The sequence below is a fragment of the Cryptosporangium aurantiacum genome (genome assembly GCF_900143005.1).
In the GTDB taxonomy this organism is placed as follows: Bacteria; Actinomycetota; Actinomycetes; order Mycobacteriales; family Cryptosporangiaceae; genus Cryptosporangium; species Cryptosporangium aurantiacum.
Genome location: NZ_FRCS01000005.1, coordinates 602271 through 627630, shown reverse-complemented (window position 1 = coordinate 627630; position 25360 = coordinate 602271). Strand labels below are relative to the sequence as shown.

Genomic DNA, 25360 nt, shown 5'->3' with positions numbered 1-25360 from the left:
GCGGGGTTCGCGGGGTTCGCGGGGTGCGCGGGGTGCGCGGGGTTCGCGGGGTGCGCGGGGTGCGGCGCGGTGTGCGCGGGGGGCGGCGCGGTGTGCGCGGGGTGCGGCGCGGGGTGCGCGGGGTGCGCGGGGTGCGGCGCGGTGTGCGCGGCGCGGTGTGCGCGGGGTGCGGCGCGGGGTGCGCGGGGTGCGGCGCGGTGTGCGCGGCGCGGTGTGCGCGGGGCGGTTCGCGGGGTGCGCGGCACGGGCGCGCGGAGCGGGGCGGTTCGCGGGGTGCGCGGTGCCGTGTTCATCGCGCGGCGAGGTGCTCGCCGCACGGCGGGTTTGTCTTTCCGCTGGCGCGCTCAGCCCCGCAGTGCCGCTCGATGCGCGTGGCAGCGGCCGCTTGTCGCGTGGTGCTTCCCGGGAAGCGTTGGGCTGCCCGGATTCCGTAGCCGCGCGGGTCGGAGCTGCAACAAAGTGTGGTCTGGCCGCGCGCCCAGACCACACTTTGTTGCACGGCCCCCGGGGCGGCACGGCGGCGACTAGCTCACGCCGACCGGGAACAGTGGGTTCCTCGCGGGCACCCGCATGGCTCGCCGGATGACGCGTTCTCGGGCTGTAACAGCTGCTTAGAGGCCGGTTTCGCGTGCTTGGGCGCCCGAGCCACTGATCAGGGCGGCCCGTGAACCTCGGTAGGAGTGGCCCGTCGATCGAAGCCGCCCCCCGGGTGCCGGGCGGATCAGTCCGTGGGGCGAGGGGCGGCTGGGCCGCTGGCGGGCTGTGGGTGGGTGCTGCTTTCGCCCGCGAGCATCGGGCGGCTCGGCCCAGGGGCGAGGCGCGGGCTGAGCCCGTGGGCGCGGCGGGGCGGTGGCGGCTCAGGCTGTGGGGGCGGCGGACGGCGCTGGCTGTTGGGCGGCGATTTCCGACCGGTAGTACGCGATTTTGTCGCGGATGTGCGACTGCTGGGCGCGGAGGCGCGCGATCTGCTCCTCGACTGCCTGGTCGTGCTCCTCAAGGACGGTGATTCGCTCGGCGAGCGTCTCGTCGCCGGCTCGCGCGAGGTGGGCGTAGCGCTGCATCTGGGCGATCGGCATCCCGGTATCCCGCAGGCATCGCAGGATGCCCAGCCATGCCACGTCGACCTCGGTGAAGATCCGCTGCCCGCCGGGGGTCCGGGCGAGTTCGTCGAGCAGGCCGATCTTGTCGTAGTAGCGCAGGGTGTCGAGGCTGAACCCGGTCATCTCGGCGACCTGGCTGGGGGAGTAGCGCTGCATCCCCTCAGGTTGCCTCGCTCCATCCCGGAAGGCCCACGAATTATCCGGCTTGACCTGGAGTGCGCTCTCGCCGGAACCGAGAAACCTCAGCGCACCAGAACGGCCTCGGCGTGCGAGCTGAGCACGCCGACGTACCTTGACGGGGCGGTGGGCGCGCGGTTGGTCGTCCTCACGTCCGAGCAGTGGAGTCGCTCGGACGCGGTGACCCGACGCCGTCGGCCGTGGACCCCGGCCCCCCGAATTCGCCCGCCGACGCCGCGCCCGACCCGCCGCCCGCGGCGCCGGAGCCGCCGCCCGGCGCGGGGTTGCCGCCGAGCGCTGAGCCGGTGCCAGCAGCTGCGCTGCTGCCCGCGGCCGGCCCCGCGCCCGCCGCCGGCGCGCTGCGCGAAGCTGATCCGCCCCGCGAAGCTGAGCCGCCGCCCGGAGCTGAGCCGCCGCCCGCGCCCGAGCCGCCGCCCGGCGCGGGGTTGCCGCCGAGCGCTGAGCCGGTGCCAGCAGCTGAGCTGCTGCCCGCGGCCGCGCCGCTGCTCGCGGCTGGCCCCCCGACCGGCGTTGCGCCGGCGCCCCCGGTCGGGGCGGGCGCGCCCTCCAGGGGCAGGTGGACCTGGAAGCTCGCCCCCTCCCCGGGCGCCGTCTCCACCCGCACCCGGCCCCCATGTGCCGCCACCAGCGCCGCCACGATCGAAAGCCCTAGCCCCGAGCCACCCTGCGCCCGGCTGCGCGCCGGGTCGGTGCGGTAGAAGCGCTCGAACACTCGCTCGGCCTGGTCGGGGGCGAGCCCGGGACCGGCGTCGACCACGGCGATCACCGCATCGGTGCCCTCGACCCCTAGCCTGACCTCCACCGACGTGCCGGGCGGGGTGTGGATGGTGGCGTTGGACAGCAAGTTGTCCAGCACCTGCCGAAGCCGGGGACCGTCACCTATCACGGTGAGCGGGACATCGCTGTCGACCCGCAGCGCGATCGGATGCGTGGACGTGACGATCCGCGCCCCCTCCACGGCGTCGATCGCGAGCCGTAGCAGGTCGACCGGGCGCAGCTCGATCGGACGCTGCTGGTCCAACCGGGCGAGCAGCATGAGGTCGTCGACGAGCAGCCCCATCCGGAGCGCTTCGGCCTCGATTTTTTCCATCACCCGGTCGACCGCGAGCCGGTCGTCGGGGACCGCGCCCTGCCGGTACAGCTCGGCGAACCCGCGGATCGACGTCAGCGGTGTGCGGAGCTCGTGGCTGGCGTCGGCGACGAACCGGCGCATGCGTTCCTCGGACGCCCGGGCGCTCGCCTCGGACGCCTCCCGCGCGGCGAACGCGGTCTCGATCTGTTCGAGCATCGAGTTCAGCGCGGTCGCCAGGCGTCCGACCTCGGTGCGTTCACCGCCCGGGCGCACGCGCTGACCCATGTCGCCGTCCGCAATCGCGGCAGCGATCGTCTCGACCTCGCGGAGACGACGCAGGCTCGACCGCACCAGCACCCACCCGAGCCCGGCGAGCGCGAACAGCGTCACCGCGCCGGTGCCCACGTCGATCGCGATGAGCCGGGTGACGGTGTTGTCGACCTCGTCGAAGCTGATCCCGATGACCAGCGTCCCCTGGTTGTCGGACAGGTGACGGACCAGGACGCGCCACTGGTGCCCGGCTCCGGTCGGTTCGACCGTGAACATCCGCTCGTCCAGTCGCTCGACGGTAGCGGCGTCCAGCGTCGGCAGCACGGGCTCGCTCTGGTCGCTGCCGACGGGCCGGTTCAGCCGGATGACTGGCTCGTCGTCGGGCGGCTCGTAGCGGAGGTAGAAGCTGGTGTCGTCGGCGTCCCGGTCGTTGGTGAGCCCACCGGTTCCCGGCTCCGGCAGATTGTGGCTGTACCGGCTGGCGATGCCGCGCACCTGATGGTCGAGGCGGTCGATGAGATAGCCGCGCAGCGCGACGGTGCCGGTCACGCCGGTGACGACCAGCGCGATCGAGAGCAGGGTGACCAGCGCCGCGACCAGCTTGACACCGAGCGGGAGAAGGTCGGGAGCCGCCTTCGCGGCGGCCATCACCTGGCGCAGCCGCCCAGTGCGGTCAGCGGCCGAGGCGGCGGAATCAGCCGAGGCGGCGGAATCAGCCGAGGCGGTGGAGGCGGCGGAGGAACCGGACTCAGCGTCCATGCTCAACTCCGTGGCACTCGCAGCGCGTATCCGACACCCCGGATCGTATGGATCAACCGGGGCTCAGTGGTGTCAACTTTCTTACGAAGATACGAAACGTACGACTCGACGATGTTCGAGTCGCGTCCGAAGTCGTAGTGCCACACGTGGTCGAGGATCGTCGCCTTCGACAGCGCCTTGCCGGGGTTGTCGAGGAAATACTGGAGTAGCCGGAACTCGGTCGGTGACAGCGTCACCTGCTTCCCGGCCTTCCACACCTCGTGGGTCTCCCGGTCGACCTCGATGTCCGCGAACGTGGCACGCGCCGACACGTCGCCGTTCACCCGCTCGGGAATCGCCGCCGGTGCGTCGGCCGTCCGCCGGAGCACCGCCCGCACACGCGCCAGCACCTCACCGAGGCTGAACGGCTTGGTGACGTAGTCGTCGGCGCCGAGCGTCAGGCCGCTGATCTTGTCGTCGGTGCCGTCACGGGCGGTGAGGAACAGGACCGGGATCCGGGCGCCGGTGCCGCGCAGGAGGCGCAGCACCTCGAACCCGTCCATGTCCGGCAGCATGACGTCGAGGACGATCAGGTCCGGCGTGAACTCGCTGGTCGCAGCCACTGCCTCGCGTCCGGTGGTCGCGGTCATGACCTCGAAGCCGGCGTAGCTCAGGCTGGTGTCGAGCAGCTCGACGATGTTCGGCTCGTCGTCGACGACCAGCAACCGGGCTTCGGGTGCCGCGGCCTGGCGTTCGGCCATGGCGCTCCTCGGCTGGGTGGACGAAGTGGCAGGCGTGACCGTACGGGCGGCCAGCCAGCTCATCATTCCACCCTCCCGGAGCACCGGCTACGAAGCGTGCCCGCCGGGCGTGCTGCGGTCAGCTCAATTCTCCCGGGTCACGATGCTGATCATCGCGAACAGGCTGCCGGCGAACGCGGTCACCAGGAACACGAAGAGCGACATCCGGAAGTCCTGCGCGAACTGGTAGAACAAGCCCGCGAGAACGAGCGCGACAGCCAGCACGGAGACAACACGAATCGCATTGGAATACTTGGTCACGCTGTCAACGGTCGCACCGATTCGTGCGATTCGCCGCTGCGCGAACCGTTTCCCAAAGGGTTCCTAACCAGCGGTTATGCGGAGCGGCTCGTCCGCGCAGGACACGTTCAGTTTTTGAACGAATCCCAAGGTTCAGCCGAGCCACTCCTTCGCGAGCAATTCGTACGAGCGGACGCGATCCGAGTGGCCGTGCGTGATCGTGGTGATCAGCAGCTCGTCCGCGCCGGTCGCCTCCTGCAGGATTCGCAGCTGCGCGGCCACGGTGGCCGGAGACCCCACGAACTGGGTGTCGATCCGGTCGCGCACCAGCGCCCGGTCCTCCTCCGTCCAGGCGTGGAGCGCGGCGTCCTCGGGGGTGGGGAACGGGATCGCACCTTCGCCGCTACGGATGCTGCGCACCCACAGCCCGTACGGCGACGCGAGCCACCGCGCGGACTCGTCGTCCGGACCGACCACCACGTCCGCGGAGACCACGACGTACGGTTCGCTCAGCCGGTCGGAGGGGCGGAACGCCGCCCGATAGGCCTCCACGGCGTCGACCACCGAGCTGGGGCTGACGTGGTAGTTCGCCGCGAACGGCAGGCCCCGTGCCCCGGCGACCTGTGCACTCTCGCCCGGGCTGCTGCCGAGGATCCAGACCTCCAGATCCGCACCCTCGCCCGGCACCACGTGGGCCTCGACGCCGTTCTCGCTGCGGTACTCACCCGCCAGCAGCGCCAACAGGTCGGTGACCTGCCGGGTGTAGTCGCCGGGTTGCGCGCCCTCCGGGTAGAGCAGCTTGAACTGCGCCGCGAACCGCGGCGAGGACAACAAGTGCAAGAACGAGAACGGCGGTGGCAGCAACAGGCCGTTCGCGGTCCGGCGGCCCGCCGTCGTGGCTTCCGTGCCCGATGCGGACGCTATGGCAGCGGGCGTTTCGCTCGCAGGCGCAGCTGCTTCGGCCTCGGCGTCGCGCTTGCGGGCACCCGATCGGCCGAGCCCCAGGTCGATCCGCCCAGGGAAGGCCGCGTCGAGCGTCCCGAAGTCCTCGAGGACCGACAGCGGCGTCCGATGGCTCAGTTGCACCGCCCCGGATCCGACCCGGATCCGGTCGGTCGCGCCGGCGACCAGCGCGATCAGCAGCGCGGTCGACGAGCCGGCGACGCCGGGATTCAGGTGATGCTCGGCGAGCCAGTAGCGCCGGTAGCCGGCGGCCTCGGCGTGCTGAGCGAGGTCGAGCGTCTTCTGTAACGCGCCGCGGCTGTCGTCGCCTGCCGAGATCGGGACCAGGTCGAGCACCGAGAGCGGAATGGGCATCGTCCGTCCTTCCCCGCGAAGTCTCGACCACCTTAACCCAGTTATCCGACCCATCAAGTAGGTAAATCGGTTCGTGCTTACGCTGTCACTGTGAGCGATCCGACGTCCGAGCGGCAGCGGTTGTTGTCGCTGGTCGCCGACCACATCCTCGCGTCGGGCGTCAGCGGCCTGACGTTGCGCGGCGTGAGCCGCGCGGTCGGATCGAACAACCGGATGCTGCTCTACTACTTCGAGTCCAAGGAGCAGTTGATCGCGGCCGGGCTGGCGGAGGTACACGTCCGGTTCCCGCGACTGCGGCACGCGCTGGACGGCTTACACGGGACCGCGCCGCTACCGGACCGTCTCCACGAGGCCTGGCGGGACATCGCCGCGCCGGAAAACGTCCCGTTCCTGCGGTTGTTCTTCGAGGTGTTCGGCCTGGCGGCGCACGATCCCGACCGTTACCGCGCGTTCCTGGACACGGTGGGCACCGACGCGGTGACGCGGGTCGCGGCCGCGTTCGAGGCCGACGGCGCCGCGCCCGACGTCGCCCAGCGCTTGGGGACCGAAGTGGTCGCGCTCTGGCGCGGCCTGCAGTTCGCGCTGCTCTCCGGCGCCGCACCCGAGGCGCTGGACGCCGTCCACCGAGCCGCCGTCGCCCGGCTGCGCTGAGCCCGCCCGGACCCGGCGTGTGAGTATGGGGTTCATGAGGTTGCGCGTATTCACTGAGCCCCAGCAAGGCGCCGACTACGACACGCTGCTCGCGGTCGCGAAGGCCGCCGAAGACCTCGGGTACGAGGCGTTCTTCCGGTCCGACCACTACGTCGCGATGGGCGACAGCAACGGTCTGCCCGGCCCCACCGACACCTGGATCACGCTGGGCGCGCTCGCCCGCGAGACGTCTCGCATCCGGCTGGGGACGCTGGTGACGTCCGCGACGTTCCGGTACCCCGGGCCGCTGGCGGTCGCGGTGGCGCAGGTCGACCAGATGAGCGGCGGCCGAGTCGACTTCGGCCTGGGCTCCGGCTGGTTCGAGCAGGAGCACACGGCGTACGCGATCCCGTTCCCGCCGCTGGGCGAGCGGTTCGACCGGTTCGAAGAGCAGCTCGAGATCATCACCGGGCTCTGGGGCACGCCGGTGGGCGAGACGTTCTCGTACAGCGGCAAGCACTACCAGATCGTCGACTCGCCGGCGCTGCCCAAGCCGGTGCAGAGCCCGCGCCCGCCGATCGTGATCGGCGGCCAGGGCAAGAAGCGGACGCCGAACCTGACCGCCCGCTTCGCGGACGAGTTCAACGTCCCGTTCTCGTCGCCGGAGGCCACCGGCGCGCAGTTCGACGTCGTCCGGGCGGCCTGCCGTGACCTCGGGCGGGACCCCGGGGAGCTGAAGTTCTCGGCCGCGCAGATCGTGGTCTGTGGCCGCGACGACGCGGAGATCGCCCGGCGTGCCGCCGCGGTCGGCCGGGAGGTCGACGAGCTCCGGCAGAACGGTCTGTGCGGTACGCCGGACGAGGTCGCGGCCAAGCTGCGGCAGTTCGCCGACCGTGGCGCCGAGCGGGCGTACCTGCAGTTCCTCGACCTCTCCGACCTCGACCACCTGGCCCTGGTCGCCGAGAAGGTCGCGCCGCAGCTGGTCTGACGCGGTGGGCCCCGGTGACGGGGCCCACCGGGTTCAGCCGAGCTTCTCCCAGAGGAACGCGAACGAGAGCGCACGCATGAACGCGCGCTGCTCGTTGTTGCTCGCGCCGCCGTGGCCGCCCTCGATGTTCTCGTAGTAGTCCACCGGGTAGCCCAGCTCCTCCACCCGGGCGACGAACTTGCGGGCGTGCCCCGGGTGGACGCGGTCGTCGCGGGTCGACGTCGTCACCAGCAACGGCGGGTAAGGACGCTCGGCGCGCAGCAGGTGGTACGGGGAGAACGTGCGGATGAACTCCCACTGCGTCGGGTCGTCGGGGTCGCCGTACTCCGCCATCCAGGACGCCCCGGCCAGCAGCTGGTGGTAGCGCCGCATGTCGAGCAGCGGCACCTGGATCACCACGGCGCCGAACAGCTCCGGGTACTGCGTGAACATGTTGCCGGTCAGCAGGCCGCCGTTGCTGCCGCCGGAGACCCCGAGCCTCTCCGGCGTCGTGATCCCGCGCGCGGCGAGGTCGGACGCCACGGCGGCGAAATCCTCGTACGCCCGGTGCCGGTTCTCCTTGAGCGCGGCCTGGTGCCAGCGCGGCCCGTATTCACCGCCGCCGCGGATGTTCGCGACCGCGAACGTGCCGCCGCGCGCCAGCCAGGCCCGGCCGAGCCCACCGTCGTAGCCGGGCAGCATCGGGATCTCGAAGCCGCCGTAGCCGTTGAGCAGCGTGGGGCCCGTGGCCTCGTCCGGGCCGACCACGAAGTACGGGATCCGGGTGCCGTCCGCCGACGTGGCGAAGTACTGGTTCACCGACATCCCGCTCGGGTCGAACCGGGCAGGCGAGCGCTTCAGCACCTCGGCCGGCTCGTCGGTGCCGGCCACCAGCCGGTGCAGCTCCGGCGCGACGAGGTAACCGTCGACCGCGAGCAGGTACTCGTCGCCGTGGTGCCGATCGGTCGAGATGACCCGGACGCTGCACCACGCCGGCGCTGGTGCGGACGGGCTGCGCGTCCAGCCGGACGGGCCCGGCTGCAGCACCTCCAGCGTGGGCTGGACGTCGACCAGCGAGCTGACCAGCAGCGCGTGCTCGGTCCAGTGGTAGGAGACCAGCGCCGAGCGCTCGTCGGGGGCGAACAACACGTCGAACGTCCGGTCGCCGGACCGGAACCGCTCGAAGTCGATCGCCAGCAGCGCGCCGGCCGGGTACGCGTCCCAGTCCGTGCGGAGTTCGACGGTCAGATGCCCGGCGTGGACGCTGATCTCGGCGTCGTCCGGTACGTCGAGCGGCTCCGGGACGTCGTCGACCAGCAGGTACCGCTTGCGGTGGTAGAAGTCGACGCTGCGGGTGAGGAAGTCCAGCCCTGACAGCTGGTCGCGCCAGGCGTGCACCGAGACGTCCGTCTGCTCACCCTCGAACACGGTCACCGCGTCGTCCAGTGGGGTGCCGCGGCGCCAGCGCTTCACGACCCGGGGGTAGCCGGAGTCGGTCATCGAGCCGGGGCCGAAGTCGGTACCCACGTAGAGCGTGTCGCGGTCGACCCAGCCGGTGCTGCTCTTGGCCTCCGGCAACGTGAACCCGTCGGTCACGAATTCCCTGGTCACCGGGTCGAACTCGCGGGTGACGTCCGCGTCGGAGCCGCCGACCGACAGCGAGATCAAGCATCGGTCGTAGTCCGGCGCGAGGAACGTGGCCCCGTGCCACACCCAGTTCTGATCCTCGGCGGTGGCGAGCGCGTCGACGTCGAGTAGGACGTCCCAGTCGGGTTTGTCGTTGCGGTACTGCTCGAGCGACGTCCGGCGCCAGAGCCCGCGCGGGTTGGCGGCGTCCTGCCAGAAGTTGTAGAGGTATTCGCCGCGGCGTACGACGTACGGAATTCGGGTCTCGGCGTCGAGGACCTCACGGATCTCGTCCTGGATCTCGGTGAACCGCGGGGTCTCGGTGTAGGCGGCGAGCGTGCGGGTGTTGTGCTCGCGGGCCCACTCGAGCGGACCGTCCCCGGTGACGTCCTCCAGCCACCGGTACCCGTCTCTTTCGCCCTCGGCTGCTGGGGCTGTGTCAGTGGATTCCACGGTGCCAGTCTGCCCCCTGCGCGAAAGAGGGCCGATTGTTGTATTAGGGCATCGTTACCGCTGTGTAATGGCACAATCGGCCGGGTGGGTCGGCACAGTGCAGAGCAGCACGAGCAGTTACCGGTCGTAGAAGGCGCCCCTGTGGTGCCTGCCCAGCGCGTCCCGAGCGATGTGCAGCCCGATGATCCCGTGTCCGCTGACGCCGCCTCGGCCGCCGACGAAGGAGCAGTCGCCGTCGAGGCCCCACCTGCGGTCGAGGTGGAGGCCGCGGTAGAGGGGCCACTGGACACCGCACGAAGCTCCGTCGCCGAAGGCCAGCTGTTCAGCCGCCCCAAGGCGGGCGGTGTCCACGCCGGACACCGCTACAACCCCGGCCTGGACGGGATCCGCGCGATCTCGGTGATCGCGATCCTGCTGTACCACGGCGGAGTCACGTTCCTCCCCGGCGGCTTCCTCGGCGTCGACATCTTCTTCGTGCTCTCCGGCTACCTGATCACGTCGCTGCTCCTGCTGGAACACGACCGCACGCAGACGCTGCACCTGAAGAACTTCTGGATCCGCCGGGCACGGCGTCTGCTCCCGGCGCTGGTCCTGATGGTCGCCGGCGTGCTCGTGCTCTTCCCGATGCTCGACGTCGAGTGGCCACAAAGCACTCGCGGTGACGCGCTCGCGGTGCTGTTCTACGTCTCGAACTGGTGGTTCGTGCTGCGCGGCGAGTCCTACGCGCAGGCGTTCGAGGACCCGTCCCCGTTCCAGCACACCTGGTCGCTCGCGATCGAGGAGCAGTGGTACCTGCTGCTGCCGCTCGCCCTTCTCGTGCTGTTCCGTTCGCCGGGCGGGCGGCGGGTGCTTGGCTGGCTGCTGGCGATCGCGGCGCTCGCCTCGGCGGGTCTGATGGCGGCGCTCCAGTCCACCTCGGACGGATCGCGGGCCTACTACGGCACCGACACGCGCCTGCAGGGGTTGCTGGTGGGTGCCGCGTTCGCGTGCTTCGCGGTGTCACCGATGGGGCGAAAGCTGCTCGACAACGCGGTCGTCGCGGTGCTCGGCTGGATCGGCTTGGCCGGGCTCCTCGTCGCGTTCGTGCTGGCCGCGCAGGCCGACCCACGGATGTACCAGGGCGGGTTCCTGCTGCTCTCGGTGGCATCCGTACTCGTCGTGGCGTCCGTCGTCGGCACCAGCAAGCTCTCACCGAACGTCCTGCTGAGTTGGCAGCCGTTGGTCGTCGTCGGCGTGCTCTCCTACGGGATCTACCTCTGGCACTGGCCGGTCTACTTGGTACTGAGCCCGGAGCGCACCGGCATCGACGGCGTCCCGCTGCTGATCGTGCGGATCGCGTTCACCGCGCTGGTGTCGATCGCGTCGTTCGTCATCGTCGAGCGTCCACTGCGGATTGGCGCGCCACCGAACTCGCTGGCATCGCCGCAGGTGGCCGGGCCGATCGCGGCGGCTGCGCTGGTTGCGGCGCTGGTCGGCGTCGCCGTGCCGGGCGTCGCAGGCATCAAGGAGGAGTCGGCTGACTCGGTCGACTCGCTGGCCGCGGTAGCGGCCGACCGGACGCAGGGCGGGACCGGCGCGAACAAGATCCTGCTGGTGGGGGACTCGAACGCGTTGAGCCTGTTCGCGGCGGTGCGGGACGATCCGGGGCCGGACGTGAACCTGAGCATCGCCACCCGGTTCGGGTGTGGTGTCGTGCCGTACACCGCGTCGGTGGAAGGCAAGCCGCTCTCACCCGAGCAACCGCTGTGCACTGACTGGGCCGCGGTCCGGGAGATGGAGATCGAGGCGGCGGCGCCGTCGGTCGGGGTGCTGTTCGCGGGTTCGTGGGAGCAGTACGACCGGTGGATCGGCGGGCGGACGGTGCCGTACACGTCCGACGCGTGGCTGGAAGCGACCACGGCGGACTACGTCCAGGTGCTGCGGGAGATCCTGAAGTACGCACCGCGCGCCGTGGTCGTGCTGAACCACTGCCACCAGGTACCGGACACCGGGCTACCGGCCGCGACGATGTTCGCCGCCGGCCGGTACCCCCCGGTGCTGAACGACGCCAAGCGCGTGGCGGCCACGAACGAAGCCGCGAAGAAGGCCGCGGCGACGCTGGGGAACAAGGTCGCGGTGATCGACCCGAACCCGTTCCTGTGCAAGTCCGGCTACACGAGCGAGCTGAACGGCGTCACGCTCCGCACCGACGGCCTCCACCTGACCACCGCAGGCGGCAAACTCGTCTGGGGTTGGTTGCGTCCGCAGCTGACCGCCACCCGCTGACGCCGAGCGGGCCGCGCTCAGTGGTGGAAGCCGGCGGCGTCGGCGTCGTTGATCGGTGCTGTTCGCTTCTGCAGGCTCGGCAGTTGCCGCTTGATGTCGGCGATCAGCATGTCGGCCAGGTCGTGGGTGAAGCCGCGTCGGACGACGACCCGCAGGGCAGCGAGGTCCTCTCGGTTCTTGGGGAACGTGTAGGCGGGCACCAGCCAACCGCGTTCCCGCAGCGCGGCGGAGACATCGAACACTGTGTAGTTGGTGACGTCGGCGCGCAGCGTGAAGGCGAACACCGGTAGTTCGTCGCCTCTGGTGATCAGCTCGAACGGGCCCAGCTTCGCGATCTCGCCGGATAGCCGGGTCGCGACCTCCCTGGCGTAGCCGTGCACGCGCTGGTATCCGCGGAATCCTAGGCGCAGGAAGTTGTAGTACTGCGCCACGACCTGCGCGCCGGGCCGGGAGAAGTTCAGCGCGAACGTGGGCATGTTGTCGCCGAGATAGTTGACCCAGAAGACCAGGTCCTCGGGCAGGGCCTCGGCGTCCCGCCAGACGATCCAGCCGACGCCCGGATAGACCAGGCCGTACTTGTGTCCCGACGCGTTGATCGATGTCACCCGCGGCAGCCGGAAATCCCAGACCAGCTCGGGGTCGACGAACGGCGCGACGAAAGCCCCGGAGGCGCCGTCGACATGGACCGCGACGTCGATCCCGGTGTCCGCCTGGAACGCGTCGAGCGCGGCGCAGATCTCCTGCACCGGCTCGTAAGACCCGTCAAACGTCGATCCGAGGATGGCCACCACGCCGATCGTGTTCTCGTCACACAGCTTCACGGCTTCTTCCGCGGAGAGGTGGAATCGGTCGCCGTCCATGGGAACCAGACGCATCTCGACGTCCCAGTAGTTGGCGAACTTCTCCCAGCAGACCTGGACGTTGATGCCCATCACCAGGTTCGGCCGGTCGGCAGGCTGTCCCGCGGCGGCTCGCCGGTGCTGCCAGCGACGCTTGAGCGCGAGGCCGCCGAGCATCGCCGCTTCGCTCGACCCGGTCGTCGAGCAGCCGGTGGCGAGTGCGGCGTCCGGGGCGTGCCAGAGCCGGCTGAGCATGTTCACACATCGAGTCTCGAGCTCCGCCGTCTGCGGATATTCGTCCTTGTCGATCATGTTCTTGTCGAAGCACTCGGCCATCAACCTGTCGGCCTGCGGCTCCATCCAGGTGGTGACGAACGTGGCCAGGTTCAGCCGCGCGTTGCCGTCGAGCATCAACTCGTCGTGGATGATCTCGTAGGCGACATCGCGGGGAAGCTCGTCCTCCGGCAGCTCGTGCCGGCTGATTCGTTTGCCCTCCAGGCCGAAGATCGGCGCCACGGAGAGGTCGCCGGTCACCGCCTGCGTTTCCCGGGGATGCTTCAGCATCACCGCACCTCCTTGTCGTAGTGCTGTCGTCGGTCCGCCCGGCGAGCGGGCCAGCTGCCGAGCGCGCAGGCCAGGAAGCACGCGGCCCCGGCGCAGGTGGTCAGGTTGGCCGCCACACGAGCCGGTCGTAGTTCGAGTCCGCGAGCACGGTCTGCATCGCACGGAACGTGGACAGGTTGAAGAACAGGGTGCCGGCCGACTGGAGCACCGCCACCACCTCGTCGGCTCGGTGTCGACGCGCCGCGGCCTGCCAGGTCTGCAGCGCACCCCCGATCGTGAAGAACACCGAGCCGACGAAGAACGTGATGGCGTCAGCGGTGGCGCCGACGAGGTCGACGTACCCGGGCGCCGGACCGACGAGGAAGCACGCCGCTCCGAGCGCGAACGACGCGGCCATGGCGCGTTGGAACGCCGCCCCGTCGGTCGCGGAGTTCATCGCTGAGGCGGGGCGACGCAGCGGAAGCCGATGTGACTCATGCCGGTGTCAACCATGTGCGGCCGTCGCGCGGCGGGCCGGTATCGGAGGCAGTAGCTGTCCGCGCAGAGAAACGAGCCACCCTTCAGGACCTTGCGCGGGATGCGGATCTGCGGCTGGGCGGGGTCGTAGCTCTGCTCGGCCGATCCGCCGCGTGGGTCGCGGGGAAGGCAGCAGGGCGAGAGGTCGGCCCAGCGGCGTTCGACGTACCAATCCTGGGTCCACTCCCAGACGTTGCCCGCCATGTCGGCCAGGCCGTAGCCGTTGGGTGGGAACGTGGCGACCGGCGCGGTGCGGCCGTACCCTTTCTCGGCCCGCCAGGGGAAGTCGCCGTGCCAGTAGTTGGCCCGGCGCTCGTCCGGCGTCTCCGGATCGGCTCCCCAGGTGTAGGTCGCGCCGTCGATGCCTCCCCGGGCCGCATGCTCCCACTGGGCCTCGGTGGGCAGCACGAGCCCGGCCCAGGTCGCGTACGCGTCGGCGTCCTCGTAGGCGACGTGCACCACCGGATGGTCGGCGCGACCGTGCAGGTCGCTGCGCGGCCCCTCCGGGTGGCGCCAGGAGGCGCCCGGCACCCAGGCCCACCACTGGCTGAGATGACGCAGGTCGACGGGGCCCGGCGTCCCGACAAAAACCATCGAGCCGGGCACCAGGTTCTCGGCCGGGGCGCCGGGGAAGTCGGCCGGATCCAGCGGACGTTCGGCGACGGTCCGGTAGCCGGTCGCGGCGACGAACGCCGCGAACGCCGCGTTCGTCACCGTGGTCCGGCACACCCAGAGGCCGTCGACCTCCACCACCCGGGCCGGCGCCTCCTCGGGGTAATGGTCGTCGGATCCCATCCGGAACGCGCCCCCGGGAACCCAGACCATGTCGCCGGTCGGCGGAGCCCCGACCGCGAGAGACGCGGTCACGCGCTCCCGATTCCGCTCTGCAGCTTCGCCAGCACCTGCTCGAGGCTGAAACTGGCGGGCTCCTGCCGACGAGGGAACTCGGCGAAGGTCTGGAGCATGCCGGCCACGTACGACTGCATCGGCACGGCGAGCCAGGCGTGGTCGAGGACCCAGTCGTAGTAGGTGTTCGAGGTGACGTCGGCCCGTTCGTACGGATCGGTGCGCAGGTTGAAGATCTTGGGGACGCGCAGCTCGGTGAACGGCTCGGCCCACACCCGCAACGTGCCGGTGGCTCGCTGCTCGAGGAAGACCAGCTTCCAGTTGCCGAACCGCACGGCGGTCAGGTCGCCGTCGTCGGACACGTAGAAGAAGTGCTGGCGGGCGCTGGACCCGGATTGGCCGGTGAGGTAGTCGAGCTGGTCGTAGCCGTCGAGGTGGACGTGGTAGCGACTGCCGTTCAGATCGACGCCTGCGCGCAACTGGTCGGCGATGTCCGGCACGCCGGCGGCGGCGAGCAGCGTCGGGAACCAGTCGGCGTGGCTCACGATGTCGTTGAGCACGGTTCCGGGGGCGATCCGGCCGGGCCATCGGACGAGTGAGGGCACGCGGTAAGCGCCCTCCCAGTTCGAGTTCTTCTCGCCGCGGAACGGTGTCATGCCGCCGTCCGGCCAGGTGTTCATGTGCGGCCCGTTGTCGGTCGAGTAGAGGACGATCGTGTCGTCGGCGATGTCGAGCTCGTCGAGCAGCCCCAGCAGGTCACCGACGAGCTTGTCGTGGTCGACCATCGCGTCGTGGTAGTCGGACTGCCACCGCCCGGCCTGACCTCGGCTCTCGGGCTTGACGTGGGTGCGGAAGTGCATGTGGGTGGAGTTGAACCACAGGAAGAACGGCTGCTCGGCAGCGGCCTTGTCCCGGATGAACACCGACGCGGCGTCGAGGAACTCCTCGTCGACCGTCTCCATCCGCTTCTTGGTCAACGGGCCGGTGTCCTCGACCCGCTGAGTGCCGTCCTTCTCCGCCCAGGAGTGGATGACACCGCGCGGGCCGAACCGCTTCCGGAATTCCGGGAACTCCTCGGGCCGCGGGTAGTCCTCGAGCTCGGGCTCCTCCTCCGCGTTGAGGTGGTAGAGGTTGCCGAAGAACTCGTCGAAGCCGTGCACGGTCGGCAGGTGCTCGTCGCGGTCGCCGAGGTGGTTCTTGCCGAACTGCCCGGTGGCGTAACCGTGCGCTTTGAGCGCGGTGGCGATCGTCGGGTCCTCCGGCTGTAGTCCGACGGTCGCGCCCGGCATGCCCACCTTGGTGAGCCCGGTGCGGATCGGGTTCTGCCCGCAGATGAACGCGGCCCGTCCGGCCGTACAGCTCTGCTCGCCGTAGTAGTCGGTGAATCGGGCGCCTTCGGCCGCGATCCGGTCGATGTTCGGCGTCCGGTAACCCATCAAGCCGTCGCTGTAACAGCTCAGGTTGGAGATCCCGATGTCATCACCCCAGATGACGAGGATGTTGGGCCGGTCCGACGGCATCGCTGACCTCCGTGTCGTTCGGGTTCGAGGTGGAGTGCTCGGCGCAGAGTCAACCGATGCGGCGGCCGGTGCGCCTCATCCCGCCGGGGTGAGGCAGCGCCCGCGGAGGTGGCCGATTGTCGACGGATGACGAGAGGAAATGCGGCGCTGACGAGCTGGCGGGACGGGGATGCGAAGCAGGCGATCCTCGAGTTCGTCCAGCGGGCATCGGCGGAGGTACCGGTCGAGGAACGGGTGGCCGTCTTCGACAACGACGGAACGCTGTGGTGCGAGAAGCCGATGCCGATCCAGCTGGACTTCATCCTGCGGCGGTTGGCCGAGATGGCGGAGGTCGATCCGACGCTGCGCACCCGCCAGCCGTGGAAGGCGGCGTACGAGAAGGACTACGGCTGGCTCGCCTCTGTCCTCGCCGAGCACTACGCCGGCGACGAGCGCAACGTCCAGGTCCTGGCCGCCGGCATCCTCGCGGCGTACGACGGGATCAGCGTCGAAGACTTCGAGGCGCAGTCCGATCGGTTCCTCCGTGAGGCCACGCACCCCACACTCGGACGCAAATATCTGCGCTGTGCCTACGCGCCGATGGTCGAACTGCTCGAGCACCTCGCCGACCACGGCTTCACCAACTACATCGCCTCCGGCGGCGGGCGGGACTTCATGCGGCCGGTCAGCCAGGAGGTGTACGGCATCCCTCGCGAGCGCGTGATCGGCAGCACGGTGGCACTCGAGTACCGAAGCGACGAGCGCGGCGGCACGGTCATCCACAAAGCCGAGGCCGACTACCTGGACGACGGCCCGGAGAAACCCGTCCGGATCTGGAGTCGCGCCGGCCGCCGGCCGCTGCTCGCCGCGGGCAACTCCAACGGCGACATCGCGATGCTCAACTTCGCCCAGCACCCGGACAAGCCGTTCCTGCGCCTGCTCGTCAAACACGACGACAACGAGCGTGAGTTCGAGTACGTCTCGGGATCCGAGCAGGCGCTGAAGGAGGCGGAACACCAGGGCTGGACGGTCGTCAGTATCCGTGAGGACTGGTCGACCGTCTTCTGACCTCCGGGGCTACGGCGTGGCTGGTTCTCCCGGGTCGGCCACGCCCACGGCGAGGTACGAGAGGCAGACGCCGGCGCTCTTCGGCACGTTGTCGAACGTGACCCACGCCGCCGGTCCCTGCACCTTGACCCAGAGCGTGTGGGTGCCCTTCTCGAACGTGATCTGCTTGCCGCGGGTGTTCGCGGAGTTGAACACAGCCGGTGTGGTCTCCTGCGCGGTGTACCGCAGCTCCGCGTACCACCACCAGTTGAACAGCTCCTTGTCCAGGAAGATCGGGAACCGTTTCCCGCTCACCCGGTAGCCGCAGTTCTTCGTGGTGCCCGCGGGGGCGCGCGCCGACGTGACCCTGGCGTGCGAGAGCTGCCCGGTCGGGTCGAGGACGTACAGGTCCTTGCTGGTTTCCGGATCCGCGTTGATCGGAAGGTCGAGCGGTGCCATCAGCCGGGTCGGGAAGTTGGTCGGGTTGAGCACACCCCACGCGACCTTCTCCGGCACCGCGCCGTTGTAGAGGTCGACCCGGCGCCCCATCGCCCGGATCGACTTCTCCGCGGTCGCCACGTAATCCTTGGCCGGGTTGTCGTGCCAGCGGTTGCTGTACTTCACGGTCGAGACCAGGCTGCTGACGAACAGCGCGACGACCAGCGGCAGCACCAGCGCGTTGGCGTTCGACAGCGCCAGCCGGGTGCCGCCCAGCACCGGCGGCCACTCGATGCCGGTGCGTTGCGCCCAGGTCGCCGCCCACGCCGGTGGACCGACCAGCGCCAACGTCAGCGCGACCGCCGCGATCGGAACCAGGTCGGTGAAGTAGCGGTACTCCATCGCGGCGCCGGAACCGAGCTGCAGCCGTCCGACCGCCAGCACCAGGACGTCGAACACCAGCGTGCCGCCGAGCAACACCCACGCCTGCCACGCCAGCGGTCGGCGGTACACGGTCAGCGCGACGACCGCGAGAATGATGACGACCGAGATGATCCGCAGGGCGACCGGCGGGTTCGCGCTCGCGTCCACCGCACCGATCGCCTTCCACGACCACGGACCGCCGAGCAAGCCGGCAGGCACCGAGTTCGTCGCGGCGTTCCCGAGCAACCCACCGAGGTCGACTGCCGACTCGCCACGGCGGTCGAGCGGCCGCGTCAGGTACACCCCGGCGTACACGACGCCGACGACGGCGAACGCGAACCACTGCCGCTTGAAGCGGAAAAGCGCCGCCTTGAAGCGGTCCGGCAGGTCGGACTGCGGCTGCAGAATGACCGTAAAAACAAAAACCAGGGGGACGACGAGCGCAGCCTTTTCGTAGAACGGCAGCGCCAGCGCAGCGGTGACCACCGCAATCGCGCCGTAGCGGGCCTTGCCCGTGCGGAGGTACGCGAGCTGGGCGAGCAGTGCGCCGGGGATCGCGATCAGCATCGCGAGCTGGTTGATCGAGACCGCCCACCAGAGCGTGGCCGGGAGCGTGATCGGGCTGAACAGCGCGATCGCAAGCGGAACCAGCGCGACCAGGCGAGGTCCGGCGAGGCGCCGGATGAGGAGCCAGGTCAGGAGGTAGCTGACCGCCATCAACCCGAGGTCGACGCCGGCCACGAGCCGATAGTCCAGCGGCGCGATCGTCGTCTCGGCCCAGACCATCAGATAGGCGCCGGGCATGAAGTGCGAGTTGTACGGCGTCAGCAGGAGGTCGGAGCCGAGGCCCTTCTCGGCGGCCAGCCGTGCGAACGTGAAATCGTCGAGGCTGAAGTAGCCGCCCCAGGCGGCCCAGGCGCGGATCAGCAGCTCGGTGACGATCAGCGTGATCGCGGCCGCGTCGACGAACCGCCGCGAGGGCGCCGCGGTGGCGGTCTCGCTGGTGCCGTCCGTTCCGGCCGGAGCGGCCGCGGTGGCGGTGGCGGCTGCGGTGGTGGCTGCGGTGGTGGCCGCCCGCGCCGCCTTCGCGGCCTCCTTCGCCGACGCAGGCGCCGATGCCGTCCGCGCAGCCGCCGCAGCGGAAGCGGCAGATGCGGCGGAACTGGCCGCCGCGCCCGGACCGGTCCGCGCAGCCCCCGGTGCCGCCGCGGCCGCGCCAGCCGACGAGCCCGCCGCGCCGGGCACACCCGACGCGTTCGCTGTGTCCGACGCGCCCTGTGCGCCCGACGCGTCCCGCGCGCCAGACGGGCCCGATGCGCCAGACGGGCCCCCTGCGCCAGACGGGCCCCCTGCGCCAGACGGGCCCCCTGCGCCAGACGGGCCCCCTGCGCCAGACGGGCCCCCTGCGCCAGACGGGCCCCCTGCGCCAGACGGGCCCCGTGCGCCCGACGCGTCCCGCGCGCCCCCTGCGCCCGACGGGCCTCCTGCGCCCGACGCGTTCGGCGCGCTTGGCGTGTCGAACCCGGCGGGTGTGGCTGGAGTGATGGATGGGGGTGGGGGGAGCGAGGTGTCCGATTCGGTCGGTCGCCGGGTCTCTGGTGCGCCCGCTCGACTGCCGGGTGCGTCCTGCGGCGTGGCGGGAGCGGGCGGCGTCGGCCGGACCGAGAGCGGCGACAGGCCGTTGACCTCGCCCGCATGCGGACGCGCCTGATCGCCTCGCGGCGTCGCGGGCGGGGTGCCCGTTCCGGCCGGGGACGCGTTCCGCGGCGGCACCGGCGGGAGGGGCTCGGTTCCGCGCGGCGGTTTGATCCATCCGGCCGGATCCGCGTTGCGCGGCGGCACCGGCGGGAGGGGCTCGCGCAGCGGAGCCGCCGGACCCGGGTCCGGCGGTTTGATCCATCCCGCCGGATCGGCGGCCCGCGGCGCCGCGGGCCCACCGGCGTTCGCCGGCCGAGAAGGCTCCCGCGGCGGCGCAACGCCGCGATCCGTCCCCGACGGTCCCGGCCCCGCAGGCGGCGCGCCCCCCTGATCCGGTGCGGGCCGCGCGGGCGGCGCGACCTCCCGATCCGCGGCCGACGACGCTGGCAGCGTGGCCTCGCGGTCGGGTCCGGACCGGGCTGGCGGCACGACCCCGCGATCCGCGGCCGACGATCCCGGCCATGCCGACGGCGCGCCCCCCTGATCCGGTGCGGGCCGCGCCGGTGGCGCGGCCTCGCGGTCCGGTCCGGACCGGGCGGGTGGCGCGATCTCGCGGTCGGCGACCGACGGGGTTGGCGGCGCGGCCTCGCGGTCCGGGCCGGGCCGGGCGGGGGGCGCGGGCTCGGGGTCTGTCGGGCGGGGCGGGGCGGCGGCGTCGGGTGTCGGGGTGACGAACGGGTCCGGCGGCGGGCCCGCGGGCACGTCGCCGGGCGCGAGTGGCGTCTCCCACCAGTTCTCCGGCGCCGGTTGGCTGATCGGCGGCCCCTGCGCGTAGCGGGCGCGCTCGGCCGCTGCCCAGCTCGGCTCCTCGCGTGGCCCGGACCAATCGTCGCTCGGCCTGCGCTGGCCGGGAACCTCCGGAGGACCGTCCGGAAGGGAATTGTCGGACCGCGGCTCAGACATGCAGTACACCCAGCCCGAAAAGCACCAACCACGCTCCACCGAGCGCCAGCAGTACCTTGTCGCGTAACACTATTTCCTCCGGCTCACCGGTCTGTCCGCGGTCGATGTCGCGGGCATACTTCAGCAGCCCCAGCACCAGGGGTGCAATCGACAACGACGTCCACGGGGCCGTCGTCTCACCGGCCCGCTCGTCTGCGACCTCGAACGCCCAGAGGCAGTATGCGGCGATCACCACACCCGCCGACGTGCTCCAGACGAACCGCAGATAGCTGGCCGAATACTCCCGCAGCGAGGGCCGCGTCCCCTGGTCGTCCCCGAGCGTCACGATCTCCGAGTACCGCTTGCCGGCCACCATGAACAGGCTGCCGAACGCGGCAACGATCAGGAACCAGCGCGACAGCGGGATGTCCGCGGCCAGGCCTCCGGCCATCGACCGCAGCAGGAACCCCGCGGCGACCAGCGCCAGGTCGACGACCGGCTCGTGCTTCAGCCAGTTGCTGTAGAGGGTCGTGCAGCCCACGTACACGCCGACGCAGATCGCGAGCTCGCCGTAGCCGGTGAGCGCTGGGACGCTGACCGCAGCGAGCAGCAGCACGACCCCGGCCGTGTACGCCAGCGAGAGCGGCACGTCTCCGCGGGCGATCGGCCGGCGACGCTTGCTCGGGTGAGCGCGGTCGCGCTCGACGTCACGGGCGTCGTTGATCAGGTATCCACCGGCCGACGCGGCCACGAACGCCCCCAGCGCGACCAGCGTGTCGAGCAGGATCGGCACGTCCCAGAGCCGCCCCGCCGCCAGTGGAGCGGCGAACACCAGCACGTTTTTGATCCACTGCCGTGGACGGAGCGACTGCGCGAACGCCCAGCTCCGGCGACCCAGGCTCAGCCCTTCGACGCGGCTCGTCACCTCGACGGCGTCGGCCGCGGCGTCCGCATCGGCGGGCGCCAGCGCGACGGCGCCGGGTGGACGCTGGGCAGCAGAAGCGTCGCTCGATCTGGTGACTTCCGGATCGGCCTGCGTGCCGGTGTCGGCACCCGCGGCCGTGGCCGTCTCCCTCACACGTACTCCTTCGCCGCCGACCGCGGTCGGAACCCGGAACTCAGCGGATGCATCGGCAGTACGGGCAGCGTGTGGGCCACGTTGCCGTTCCGTGATGGTAAGCGAATAGGGTGTTGCGCCTTGGTGGTTCTGCCTGATTTCTCGGGGGGTCTCCGGAGCGCTCAGACCGGGAGTTTTCGGAAGATCGGGCGCGGTACGTGACGCAGAGCGCTCATCACGAACCGCATTGCCCCGGGAACCCAGATCGTCTCTTTGCGACGGCGCAAGCCGTGGACGATCGCGTCCGCGACCTGCTCCGGAGTGGTGGAGAGCGGTGCCGGCTCCAGGTGCGCGGTCATCTTCGTCCGGACGAAGCCGGGCCGGACGACCATCACGTGGACGCCGGTGCCCTGCAGTGCGTCCCCCAAGCCGGTCGCGAAGGCGTCCAGGCCCGCCTTCGAGGACCCGTAGACGAAGTTCGCCTTCCGGGGGCGCTCGCCCGCGACGCTGGAGAGCACGACGATCGCGCCGTGACCCTGCCGCTGCATCGCCTGCGAGACCGGCACCGTGACCGACAGCGCGCCGACGTAGTTCGTCGCGGCGATGTGAACGGCGTGGGCGGCGTCGCGCTCGGCTTCCGACTGGTCACCCAGGACACCGAACGCAAGAACGGCGAGATCGACGTCGTCCACAAAGGCTTTTTCGACCAGGGCGGGATGGGCCTCGGGGTCGGAAGCGTCGAACGGGAGAACCTCGACCTGCGCACCGGCGGCCCGGAGATCGTCGGCGGCCGAGTCGAGGGCGGCCGACGGCCGACCGGCCAGCACCACCCGGCGGCAGCGGTCGGCGATCAGCTTGTGCGCGAGCGCCAACCCGATCTCCGAGGTGCCACCGAGCAGCAGCAGCGACTGCGGCGAGCCCAGGGCGTTGATCACAGGTCCAGCCTCCTCGACAGATCGGACGCGAAAAGACCGGCCGGATCGAGCGTGGACCGGACGGCCCGCCACTCGTCCAGCCGGGGATACATCGCCGGGAGCAGTTCCGGCCGCAGCCGCGAGTCCTTCGCCAGGTAGATCCGGCCGCCCGCGGCGACGACCAGCTCGTCCAGGCCGTCCAGCAGCCGCGCCAAACCGGTCATGTTCGTCGGGAGGTCCAGCGCGAGGGTCCAGCCGGGCGTGGGGAACGAGAGCGGCCCCTGGTTGCCCGCGCCGAACCGCTTGAGCACGGCGAGGAACGCGGGGGACCCGGCGGCGCTCAGCCGGTCGACCGCGGTCCGGACGACGTCCTCGGCGCCGTAGGGCACCGCGAACTGGTACTGCACCAGACCGGGGCGGCCGTAGATGCGGTTCCAGCGCTCGACGAGGTCCAGCGGGTGGAAGAACGCGGCGATGCTCTGCAGCTGGCCGCGCTTGTCGGCCGGTGCTTTGCGGTACCAGAGCTCGTTGAACGCCGCGACCGTCGCCTTGTTCAGCAGGCCCGGCGGCACGATGCCGGCCGGCATCGACGCCAGCGGATGCGGGCTGAACGCGAACGGCTCGGCCCGTTTCCGGCGGGGCAACTGGTCCAGCCGGGCGTGGTCGCCGCGGGTGATCACCGAGCGGCCCATCCGGGCGCCGCGGGCCAGCAGGTCGATCCAGGCGACCGAGTAGCGGTACCGGTCGTCGGTGGCTTCCAGCCGGGAGAGCAGCGCGTCCAGGTTCGGCGCGCGCTCGGTGTCGACGGACATCAGGCTGGTCTCGACCGGGAGCAGCTGGATCGTGGCGGCGAGCACGATGCCGGTCAGGCCCATGCCGCCCGCGGTGGCCCAGAACGCGTCGTCCTCCGGCGTGAGCGTTCGTACCTCACCGGAGGCGAGGAGCAGGTCGATGCTCCGGACGTGCTGGGCGAACGTGCCCTCGACGTGGTGGTTCTTCCCGTGGATGTCGGCGCCGATCGCACCGCCGACCGTGACGTACCGCGTCCCAGGGGTGACCGGAACGAACCAGCCGAACGGGAGGACCTGCCGCATCAGCGTGTGCAGGCTCAGCCCCGCTTCGACGTCGATGACTCCTGCCTCGACGTCGAAGCGGCGCACGCGGGTGCACTGCGTGAGGTCGACGACCAGGCCGCCGGCGTTCTGAGCGGCGTCGCCGTAGCTGCGGCCCAGCCCTCGGGGGAGAACACCCCTCGCCGGGGCATCGCCGACGGCCTTGACCACTTCGTCCAGGGTGGCCGGAGACGTCACGTCCGCAGCGGTCGGAGCGGTCGCGCCCCAACCTGCGAGTAGTCGCCGCTGAGAAGTCACCCGGCCACCCTGCCACATCCCTACTGTCCAGTAGGGGTCGATGGCTAGAACGGATACTGCGCGGGGGTCGAGCGGAGTGTCACCCACTGCGTCTCGGTGAACGCCTCGAGGTTGGCGCGGCCCCCGCCGTGGCGCGAACCGGTGCCGGAAGCGCCGACGCCGCCGAACGGGATCACGGCCTCGTCGTTCACGGTCTGGTCGTTGATGTGCACGGCGCCGGACGGGATCTGTGCCGCGATGTCCAGCGCCTTCGCGACGTCACGGGTCATGATGCCCAGCGACAACCCGTATTCCGAGTCCGCCGCCAGCGCGATCGCCTCCTCGACGGTCGAGAACCGGCGAACCGGTGCGACCGGACCGAAGATCTCCTCCGCCCAGCCCGGCGCGGTCGTCGGGATGTCCGCGAGCACGGTCGGCCGGTAGAACAGACCCTCGTACGTGCCGCCCGCGGCCAGCCGCGCACCCTGCTCGACGCTCGCGGTGACCCGCGCGTGGATGTTGTCGCGCTGCTGGGCGTCGATCACCGGGCCGAGCGCGACCTGCTCGGTCGCCGGGTCGCCGACCGGCAAGTGGTTGGCCCGCTCCGCGAGCGCGGCGATGTAGTCGTCGGCGACCCCGGCCGCGACCAGGTGCCGACCGGTCGTCATGCACACCTGACCCTGGTTGAAGAACGATCCCCACGCCGCGGCCGAGACGACCTCCGCCGGATCGACGTCGTCCAGCACGATCAGCGCGGAGTTGCCACCCAGTTCGAGGTGCGTGCGCTTGAGGTGCTTACCGGCCAGCTCGCCGATCCGGCGCCCGGCCCTCGTCGACCCGGTGAACGCGATCACCCGTGTCGCCGGGTCCGTGATCACGGCCTCGCCGACGTCCACACCGCCGGGCAGGAACGACAGCACTCCGGACGGCAGCCCGGCCTCCTCCAGGACCCGGACGATCGTCACGCCGCCGCACACCGCGGTGCGCGGATCCGGCTTGAACAGGACCGCGTTGCCGAGCGCCAGCGCCGGGGCGATCGCCCGGATCGCCAGGATGATCGGGACGTTGAACGGCGCGATGACGCCGACGACGCCGACCGGCAGCTGCCGGGCCAGGCTGTAGCGCGGCAGCGCCGAGCGGAGCATCTCGCCGTACGGCGCCGACGCCAGCGCGGACGCCTCGTAACACTCCTGAGCAGCGGTGTCGATCTCGAACCCGGCCCGCCCGGGGATCGCGCCACCCTCTCGAATCAGCCAGCCGGAGATCTCCTCGGCGTGCTCGCGGAACAGGTCACCGGCCCGCCGCAGGACGGCGGCTCGCTCGGGGTACGGCAGCGCCGCCCACGCTTTCTGGGCCTCCTCCGCCGAGGCGGCTGCGCGCCGGACGTCGGACACCGAGGCCCGGCCGACCAGCCCCAACTCCTTGCCGGTGGCGGGCGCTACCGACGGGGCGGGTTCGGCGCCGCCCGCGGTCCACCCGTCGAGGTAGATCTTGCCCTCCCAGACCGCGCTGTCCAGCAGACCCATCGTGTCCATCTCCTTCGCGGAGTCGAGCGGTGATTCGGTAGGGCGTATGGCACCCGGTCAATGCCAGGGTGTCCAGCCACGATTCC

Annotated in this window: 20 protein-coding genes; 4 read left to right on the top strand and 16 right to left on the bottom strand. The window is 70.9% G+C overall.

The annotated features are described in order from the left end of the window. From BUB75_RS47180 to BUB75_RS20515, 6 genes are all read right to left on the bottom strand, one after another. The coding region (locus tag BUB75_RS47180) for a hypothetical protein (protein WP_218617654.1) at positions 1 to 317 on the bottom strand (317 nt) is incomplete at its 3' end. 540 nt (positions 318 to 857) lie between these two features. Then, positions 858 to 1256: a MerR family transcriptional regulator gene (locus BUB75_RS20530; protein WP_073259132.1), complete on the bottom strand. Its 399-nt coding sequence runs from the start codon at positions 1254 to 1256 to the stop codon at positions 858 to 860. Positions 1257 to 1425: 169 nt separating this feature from the next. Next, a complete protein-coding gene (locus BUB75_RS20525; protein WP_073259131.1) occupies positions 1426 to 3399 on the bottom strand; it encodes a sensor histidine kinase in 1974 nt (657 codons plus the stop codon). A gap of 2 nt (positions 3400 to 3401) precedes the next feature. Further along, entirely contained in the window at positions 3402 to 4139 is a 738-nt protein-coding gene (locus BUB75_RS20520; RefSeq protein ID WP_073259130.1) for a response regulator transcription factor, read from the bottom strand. A 123-nt stretch (positions 4140 to 4262) separates the two neighbouring features. Further along, entirely contained in the window at positions 4263 to 4439 is a 177-nt protein-coding gene (locus tag BUB75_RS46375; RefSeq protein ID WP_178379930.1) for a hypothetical protein, read from the bottom strand. 132 nt (positions 4440 to 4571) lie between these two features. Continuing rightward, complete coding sequence (locus BUB75_RS20515) at positions 4572 to 5735, bottom strand: LLM class flavin-dependent oxidoreductase (protein ID WP_073259129.1); 1164 nt, start codon at positions 5733 to 5735, stop codon at positions 4572 to 4574. A gap of 90 nt (positions 5736 to 5825) precedes the next feature. Here BUB75_RS20515 and BUB75_RS20510 point away from each other — a divergent pair, with 90 nt between their 5' ends. Then, positions 5826 to 6386 carry a TetR/AcrR family transcriptional regulator gene (locus BUB75_RS20510; protein ID WP_073259128.1) on the top strand — a complete coding sequence of 187 codons (561 nt, stop codon included), beginning with the start codon at positions 5826 to 5828 and terminating at the stop codon, positions 6384 to 6386. 34 nt (positions 6387 to 6420) lie between these two features. Next, on the top strand, positions 6421 to 7353 hold the full coding sequence (locus BUB75_RS20505) for an LLM class F420-dependent oxidoreductase (protein ID WP_178379929.1): 933 nt from the start codon (positions 6421 to 6423) through the stop codon (positions 7351 to 7353). A gap of 33 nt (positions 7354 to 7386) precedes the next feature. Here BUB75_RS20505 and BUB75_RS20500 read toward each other — a convergent pair whose 3' ends face one another. Then, positions 7387 to 9411: a prolyl oligopeptidase family serine peptidase gene (locus BUB75_RS20500; RefSeq protein ID WP_073259126.1), complete on the bottom strand. Its 2025-nt coding sequence runs from the start codon at positions 9409 to 9411 to the stop codon at positions 7387 to 7389. Between the two features lie 189 nt (positions 9412 to 9600). On the opposite strand from BUB75_RS20500, the gene BUB75_RS20495 reads away from it, so the two are divergent. After that, positions 9601 to 11676, top strand: coding sequence for an acyltransferase family protein (locus tag BUB75_RS20495; RefSeq protein WP_073259125.1), 2076 nt, complete (start codon positions 9601 to 9603; stop codon positions 11674 to 11676). Between the two features lie 17 nt (positions 11677 to 11693). Here the strand turns inward: BUB75_RS20495 and gad are convergent, their stop codons facing one another. The 4 genes from gad to BUB75_RS20475 form a co-directional block, all read right to left on the bottom strand. Beyond that, entirely contained in the window at positions 11694 to 13079 is a 1386-nt protein-coding gene (gad, locus tag BUB75_RS20490) for a glutamate decarboxylase (RefSeq protein WP_143175315.1), read from the bottom strand. A 100-nt stretch (positions 13080 to 13179) separates the two neighbouring features. Continuing rightward, positions 13180 to 13515 (bottom strand): hypothetical protein, encoded by a 336-nt coding sequence (locus BUB75_RS20485; RefSeq protein ID WP_073259123.1) that lies wholly within the window; start codon positions 13513 to 13515, stop codon positions 13180 to 13182. Beyond that, positions 13512 to 14420, bottom strand: coding sequence for an SUMF1/EgtB/PvdO family nonheme iron enzyme (locus tag BUB75_RS20480; RefSeq protein WP_073259222.1), 909 nt, complete (start codon positions 14418 to 14420; stop codon positions 13512 to 13514). Before BUB75_RS20480 ends, BUB75_RS20485 begins: the two co-directional genes overlap by 4 nt. Before the next feature lie 38 nt (positions 14421 to 14458). Then, entirely contained in the window at positions 14459 to 15961 is a 1503-nt protein-coding gene (locus BUB75_RS20475) for an arylsulfatase (RefSeq protein ID WP_073259122.1), read from the bottom strand. Positions 15962 to 16087: 126 nt separating this feature from the next. On the opposite strand from BUB75_RS20475, the gene BUB75_RS20470 reads away from it, so the two are divergent. Next, entirely contained in the window at positions 16088 to 17008 is a 921-nt protein-coding gene (locus BUB75_RS20470) for an HAD family hydrolase (protein WP_073259121.1), read from the top strand. Positions 17009 to 17017: 9 nt separating this feature from the next. On the opposite strand, the gene BUB75_RS20465 is transcribed toward BUB75_RS20470, so the two are convergent. The 5 genes from BUB75_RS20465 to BUB75_RS20440 form a co-directional block, all read right to left on the bottom strand. Next, positions 17018 to 19093 carry a hypothetical protein gene (locus tag BUB75_RS20465; RefSeq protein ID WP_073259120.1) on the bottom strand — a complete coding sequence of 692 codons (2076 nt, stop codon included), beginning with the start codon at positions 19091 to 19093 and terminating at the stop codon, positions 17018 to 17020. Between the two features lie 1348 nt (positions 19094 to 20441). After that, entirely contained in the window at positions 20442 to 21506 is a 1065-nt protein-coding gene (locus tag BUB75_RS20455) for a decaprenyl-phosphate phosphoribosyltransferase (protein ID WP_073259118.1), read from the bottom strand. A gap of 161 nt (positions 21507 to 21667) precedes the next feature. Next, positions 21668 to 22420, bottom strand: coding sequence for a decaprenylphospho-beta-D-erythro-pentofuranosid-2-ulose 2-reductase (gene dprE2 / locus BUB75_RS20450; RefSeq protein WP_073259117.1), 753 nt, complete (start codon positions 22418 to 22420; stop codon positions 21668 to 21670). Then, on the bottom strand, positions 22417 to 23769 hold the full coding sequence (gene dprE1, locus BUB75_RS20445; RefSeq protein ID WP_218617652.1) for a decaprenylphosphoryl-beta-D-ribose oxidase: 1353 nt from the start codon (positions 23767 to 23769) through the stop codon (positions 22417 to 22419). Before dprE1 ends, dprE2 begins: the two co-directional genes overlap by 4 nt. Positions 23770 to 23813: 44 nt before the next feature. Further along, the gene (locus tag BUB75_RS20440; RefSeq protein WP_073259221.1) at positions 23814 to 25274 is read right to left on the bottom strand and encodes a benzaldehyde dehydrogenase; all 1461 of its coding nucleotides are present in this window, start codon (positions 25272 to 25274) and stop codon (positions 23814 to 23816) included. Positions 25275 to 25360 lie beyond the last annotated feature (86 nt).